Annotated in this window: 5 protein-coding genes; all 5 read left to right on the top strand. The window is 73.4% G+C overall.

The features are described 5' to 3' along the window. The coding region (locus ACRDP3_RS19830) for a LamB/YcsF family protein (RefSeq protein ID WP_431518318.1) at positions 1-116 on the top strand (116 nt) is incomplete at its 5' end. Further along, positions 113-823, top strand: coding sequence for a 5-oxoprolinase subunit B family protein (locus ACRDP3_RS19835; protein ID WP_431518314.1), 711 nt, complete (start codon positions 113-115; stop codon positions 821-823). The genes ACRDP3_RS19830 and ACRDP3_RS19835, both read left to right, overlap by 4 nt. Next, entirely contained in the window at positions 820-1,704 is an 885-nt protein-coding gene (locus ACRDP3_RS19840; RefSeq protein WP_431518315.1) for a biotin-dependent carboxyltransferase family protein, read from the top strand. Before ACRDP3_RS19835 ends, ACRDP3_RS19840 begins: the two co-directional genes overlap by 4 nt. Positions 1,705-1,870: 166 nt before the next feature. Next, on the top strand, positions 1,871-4,525 hold the full coding sequence (lanKC, locus tag ACRDP3_RS19845) for a class III lanthionine synthetase LanKC (RefSeq protein WP_431518316.1): 2,655 nt from the start codon (positions 1,871-1,873) through the stop codon (positions 4,523-4,525). Between the two features lie 66 nt (positions 4,526-4,591). After that, positions 4,592-4,720, top strand: coding sequence for a SapB/AmfS family lanthipeptide (locus ACRDP3_RS19850; protein ID WP_431518317.1), 129 nt, complete (start codon positions 4,592-4,594; stop codon positions 4,718-4,720). The last annotated feature ends 71 nt before the right edge of the window (positions 4,721-4,791 follow it).

Raw genomic sequence — 4,791 nt, forward strand, 5'->3', positions numbered from 1 at the left:
GGCTGCCCGCCCGCTCGCTGTGCGTGCACGGCGACACCCCCGACGCCGCGCGGCTGGCCCGTCGCATCCGGGACGAGCTGACCGGGGCGGGGATCGCGGTACGGGCGTTCACGTGACCGGCACCAGCACCACCAGCGCCGGCACCGGTCGGGGCGCCGGCACCGCCGCTCCCGTCGTGCTCCGGGTGGGCCGGCAGGGACTGCTCGTCGAACTGCCCGGCGCCGAAGCCGCAGAGGCGTTCCACGCGGAGGTGCTGCGCCGCCGCGCCGCCGGGCAGCTCCCCGGGATACGGGAGATCGTGCCCGGGGCCCGCACCGTACTGCTGGACGGGCTGGCCGGACCGGGGGAGGTGCGCCGGCTCGCGGCCGAACTGCCGCACTGGCAGGTGCCGCCGCTCACCCGGGCGTCCGAGTCCGCCGTGGAGATCCCGGTCCGCTACGACGGGCCCGATCTGGCGGATGTGGCGGGCCTGTGGGGCGTCGCGCCCGAGGAGGTCGGGCGCCTGCACGCGGCCACCGCGTTCCGCGTCGCCTTCTGCGGCTTCGCGCCCGGCTTCGGCTATCTGACCGGGCTGCCGGAGAGGTACCACGTGCCACGCCGGTCCGATCCGCGTACCAAGGTCCCCGCGGGCGCCGTCGGACTCGCGGGCCCCTACACCGGCGTCTATCCGCGTTCCTCGCCCGGCGGCTGGCAGCTGATCGGCACCGCCGTGCGCACCGTGCTGTGGGACACCGGCCGCGACCCCGCCGCGCTGCTCGCCCCCGGCACCCGGGTGCGCTTCGTGCCCGAACCGGAGGAACCCGGAGCGGGGCCGCCGCGATGACGACCGCCGAGATCCACGTCGTACGGGCCGGGGCGCTCACCACCGTCCAGGACCTGGGGCGGCACGGGCACGCGCACCTGGGCGTACCCCGCTCCGGCGCCCTGGACGAACCGGCGCACCGCCTCGCCAACCGGCTGGTCGGCAACCCGGAGACCGCCGCCACGCTGGAGACCACGCTCAACGGCTGCGCGCTGCGGGCCTGCGGGACGCCGGGGGCCGCGGTCGAGGTGGTCGTGACGGGTGCAGCCTGTCCCGTCACCGTCGACGGGCGGCCCGCACCCTGGGGCGTTCCGTTCCGGCTGCCGGCCGGCGCGGTGCTGGAGGCGGGGCCGGCCACGTACGGGCTGCGCAGCTACGTCGGTCTCGGTGGCGGCGTGGACGCCACGCCGGAGCTGGGCAGCCGCGCCACCGACCTGCTCTCCGGGCTCGGCCCCGACCCGCTGCGAGAGGGGGACCGGCTGCGGCTCGGCGATCCGGGGGAGCGGGGCCCGCGCGCCACGTCCGACACCGCGCCCTGGGCCGCGCCGCCCCGGGAGCTGCTGCTGCCCGTGGTGTACGGGCCGCGTACGGACTGGTTCACGAGCGAGGCGCTGCGCACCCTGGTCACCGGGGTCTTCCGCGTCTCGTCCGCCAGCAACCGCATCGGTCTGCGGCTCGACGGACCGGTGCTGGAGCGTGCCCGCGAGGGTGAACTGCCCAGTGAGGGCATGGCGTTGGGCGCACTCCAGGTGCCGCCCGAGGGGCGCCCCGTCGTCTTTCTGGCCGATCATCCGGTCACCGGCGGCTATCCGGTGATCGGTGTCGTACCCCAGGACGCGCTGGCCGCCGCGGCGCAGGCGGTGCCTGGTACGCCGGTCCGCTTCACGCCCGCCGCCGGCTGAGCCGTCCGCAGGCGCGGAGCACCGTTTTCCGGACGCCGCGCCTGGGGCATGGCGCGAAAGCAAGGTTACCCGTGCGTTCGTCACGGCGGTGTCGTGACAGCCGTGACTGTTTCCCCTCCCCGGCCCCGTGCGATTCTCATTTCCGAGCCGCTGAGGGGGGATCGGAATGGACAAGCGATACGAGGTCTTCTGCCTCGCCGACAGAGCCTTCTACGAAACTCCGGACCGTTTGTCCGCCGACTCGTCGAATTCCGGTGACACCGGCGGAGCCACCTCCGACACCTTTCCGACGGCGGGCCGGCCGGTCCCTGATGGCTGGCGGGAGACGCGTTCCGGAGGCTGGCTCGAACTGCGCCCGGTGCAGGGCGAATTCCCGGTGCAGGGCTGGAAGGTCCATGCCTCGGCATGCCTGGACAACGCCGACACCGTGGCCGCCGCCGTCCGGGACCACTGTGTGCCGCGGGGGATTCCCTTCAAATTCGTACCGTCCCGCACGCAGCTTTATCTGCGGAACGCGAAATACGCCGGACGCGGCACCAGCGGAAAATTCGCCACCATCTATCCAGCCACCGAGGAACAACTGCACGCGCTGCTGACCGAATTGGGTGAGGTGCTGGCCGGTCAGCCCGGCCCGTACATTCTCACCGACCTGCGCTGGCGGGAAGGTCCGCTGTACGTGCGCTACGGAGGCTTCGCACCGCGCTTCTGTCTCTCGCCGCAGGGCACCCTGGTGCCGGCAATCGAGAACGAGGACGGCCGGCTCGTGCCGGACCGGAAGGAACCCGCCTTCCACGTGCCCGACTGGGTTTCGCTGCCCGACTTCCTCGAGCCGCAGCTCGCCGCCCGCGACACCGCCAAGGTCTCCGACCTCCCCTACCGCATCGAGCGTGCCCTGCACTTCTCCAACGGCGGCGGGGTCTACGGCGGTACGGACCTGCGCAGCGGAGAGGCCGTCGTGCTCAAGGAGGCCCGTCCGCACGCCGGACTCGCCGCCGACGGGGCCGACGCGGTCACCCGGCTGGAGCGGGAGAAAGCGGCCATGGAGCGGCTGGCCGGACTGTCCGTGGCACCGGCGGTGCGCGACTGGTTCACCCTGGACGGTCACCGCTTCCTCGTCATGGACCACCTGCCGGGGAAGACCCTGAACGCGTTCTTCGCACAGCGGCATCCGCTGCTCACGGCGAGCCCCGACCCGGCGGCGGTCGACGACTACACCCGCTGGGCGCTGCGCATCCACGGGCTGGTCGAAGAGGCCGTGGAGGCGGTGCACAGCCGCGGACTCGTCTTCAACGACCTGCACATGTTCAACATCATGGTCGCGCCCGACGAACGCTCCGTCTCCCTGCTGGACTTCGAGGCGGCGGCACCCGCCGCCGAGAATCCGCGGCAGATCGTCGCCCACCCAGGCTTCATCGCCCCCGCCGACCGGGCCCGCTACGAGATCGACCGCTACGCCCTCGCCTGCCTGCGGATCGCCCTCTTCGTCCCCATGACGATGCTGCTCGCCGTCGACCGGGGCAAGGCCGCGCATCTGGCCGAGGTGGCGGCCGGGCAATTCCCCGGCATCCCCGAGGAGTTCTTACGGGAAGCCGTCGCCACCATCGAAGGCCGCACCGGGCGGCCGCGGACGGAACCGCCGCAGCGCTCGCACCTGCCCGCGACGCCGGCGGAATGGCCGCGCGGCCGCGACTCCATGGCCGGCGCGATTCTGGCCTCCGCCACTCCCGAACGCGAGGACCGGTTCTTCCCCGGTGACATCGCCCAGTTCGCCGCCGGCGGCGGCCTCGGTCTCGCACACGGCGCGGCCGGAGTGCTGTACGCCCTGGCCGAGACGGGCGCCGGCTCCTGCCCCGAGGGCGAGGAGTGGCTGCTGCGGCAGAGCGAGTCCCCGCCGCACGGCACCCCGCCCGGCCTCTACGACGGGCTGCTCGGCGTCGCGTACGTGCTCGACCGGCTCGGACACGCCAAGCGTGCGCTGGCGTTGACCGAGCGGGTGCTGGAGGAGAAGTGGCAGCGCCTCGGCCCCTCCCTGTACGGCGGACTGGCGGGCCTGGGCCTCACGCTGGACCGGCTGGGCACCACCACGGGTGAGTCCGCGCTGCACGACCACGCCATGACGGCCGCCCGGATGCTCGCGGACGGACTGGCCGCGAGCCCCGACCCGGGAATGAGCCGGGCCGCCACGGGCGAAGAGGACCCCTACCGGGGGCGTGCCGGACTGCTGCACGGTGCGACCGGCGCCGCCCTGCTCTTCCTCCGCCTGCACGAACGTACCGGCGACCCGGAGCTGCTCGACCTCGCGGCCGGTGCGCTCCGCCGCGACCTGGCGCGCTGTGTACCGGACCGTTCCGGGACCTTGCAGGTCGACGAGGGCAGCCGCGTCATGCCCTACCTCGGCGCCGGCAGCGTGGGCATCGGCATGGTGGTGGACGATTACCTCGAACACCGGTCCGGAAACCCCGAGTTCGAGCGCGCCCGGGCCGCGGTGCTGCCCGCGGCCCGGATGCGGTACTACGCGCAGCCCGGACTCTTCCAGGGGCGGGCCGGGATGCTGCTGTACCTCAGCCGCACCACCGGCCACTCCACCAGCGAGGCTGCCGCCGGCGACATCGCCGCGCAACTGGACGGGCTCGCCTGGTACGGCATGAGCCACCAGGGCCATCTCGCCTTCCCCGGCGATCAGATGATGCGGCTCTCGATGGACCTCGCCACCGGTACCGCCGGCTGCATGCTCGCGGCGGGCGCCGCGGCCGCAGCCCGGCACGGCGGGCCGCAGCCCGGCCTGCCCTTCCTCCCGCCGCTGCCCCGCGGCGGCCCATGAACCGGTCCGGAAACGGACCGCGGCAAAGCACCACCGTCCCCGTAAGACAAGCGAAAGGAAACTGACATGGCACTTCTCGACCTGCAGACGATGGAGCCCCAGGAGCAGCTGACCGGCGGCGGCGGCGACCTCAGCAGCGCCAGCCTGCTGCTGTGCGACAAGTTCAGCTCGCACAGCGCGCTGCTCTGTCTCTGATCTCGCAGGGCGGTTCGCTGCCGCAGTGAGATGAATGCCGGCGGCCCCGGGCGGGGTGTGGAGGAAACCAC

Source organism: Streptomyces sp. (assembly GCF_050698815.1).
Lineage (GTDB): Bacteria > Actinomycetota > Actinomycetes > Streptomycetales > Streptomycetaceae > Streptomyces.

Excerpts from the sequence above, each read along its gene's own strand:
- ACRDP3_RS19840 (WP_431518315.1), top strand. The coding sequence starts at position 820 with ATGACGACCGCCGAGATCCACGTCGTACGGGCCGGGGCGCTCACCACC.
- lanKC (WP_431518316.1), top strand. The coding sequence starts at position 1,871 with ATGGACAAGCGATACGAGGTCTTCTGCCTCGCCGACAGAGCCTTCTAC.
- ACRDP3_RS19850 (WP_431518317.1), top strand. The coding sequence starts at position 4,592 with ATGGCACTTCTCGACCTGCAGACGATGGAGCCCCAGGAGCAGCTGACC.